The sequence below is a fragment of the Colwellia hornerae genome (assembly GCF_007954355.1).
GTDB lineage: Bacteria > Pseudomonadota > Gammaproteobacteria > Enterobacterales > Alteromonadaceae > Colwellia_A > Colwellia_A hornerae.
Genome location: NZ_VOLR01000081.1, coordinates 1 through 1,300 on the forward strand (window position 1 = coordinate 1; position 1,300 = coordinate 1,300).

The 1,300-nt window shown below is 37.3% G+C and carries 1 pseudogene; it reads left to right on the forward strand.

The window, feature by feature from the left end:
• A pseudogene (locus ESZ26_RS19325) lies at positions 1–1,300 on the forward strand (RHS repeat domain-containing protein); the annotation flags it as partial.

Sequence of the window (1,300 nt, forward strand, 5' to 3'; positions counted from 1 at the left end):
ATCGATATCTGGTTAATGACAAAGTAGAAGTAAATGATAATAAAGGTAATGTTACCACAACCACTTATTTGTCGTATGCATCTCCTAGTCAGTCAATGCCTATTTTAATTAATTCTCCCGCTAATGTTAGTACAAGTATGGCCTACAATATCTACGGTAATGTTAGTAGCGTTAGCCAAGGTGGCGAGCATGAATACCGTGTTTATGATGGTTATCAAAAGCTTTGTAAAGTTGTTCGAGAGGATGTTGGCCCGAGAGCTTATTCATTTGATAGTGTTGGGCAGTTAAGCTGGAAAGGTTATGGAACGTCAATTAGTACTAGCACAACCTCTTGTGATAGTTCAGTAAGTAGTTCAAATAAAACGAACTACGCCTATGGATACCGAGGGAATATTATTTCTGAGACATATGAGGATAGTAGAGCAAACAAAAGCTTTTATTATGATATGAATGGTCAGTTAATTATCCTTAATGCGGGCAGTGTTGCTAGCCATTATTCATACAATAGTTTGGGGGGATTGGCTTCTGAAACATTATCTGTAGACGGGAATACCTTCACCTTAACTTATCAAACGGATAATTTAGGTAATCAAAGTTCAATCACTTATCCCAGCGGGCAAGTGATGAATGTCAAGCATAATGCGTTAAGTCAACAATTGCGAGTAGGTAATTACGCAACGAATGCTAAGTATCATGCATTAGGTGCTATTAAGTCTCATAATTATAGCAATGGTTTTGTGTATTCTGCTACGCTAAACAGTGCTGGCTTACTTGCTTCAACCTATGATGTAAGAAGTGGCACTTATGCGATAAAACAAGCCATGACCTACGACTCAAATAATAATTTGACGTTCTGGGATGACCAAAAAAATAATGCCTATGACATAAAAGCAACCTATGACGGGCTTGATAGATTAAACCTGATCACCGATAGTTACTCGGGTACAGGAGATGTTAATTACGACACCAAAGGTAATATTACCTACTATAAAATAGGTTCTAAATCGATTGGGTATGCTTATAACAGCTTAAACCGTTTAAATTACACCACAGGAAGTAAATCATATAACTTTCTTTACGACAGTAGAGGAAATGTCACTTCAAATGGTCATGATAGCTTTTCGTATAATGTTGCCGGTCAAATGGACGAAGCAAGTGGCAATACTTATGTTTATGATGGCCATAACCGAAGAGTGAAAACAAACGATGGTTCAGGCCTAAGTTATTCGATGTACAGCTTATCTGGTCAGCTAATGTTTAGAAAAGTTGGTGGTGTTAACAAAGATTACTATCGTTTAGG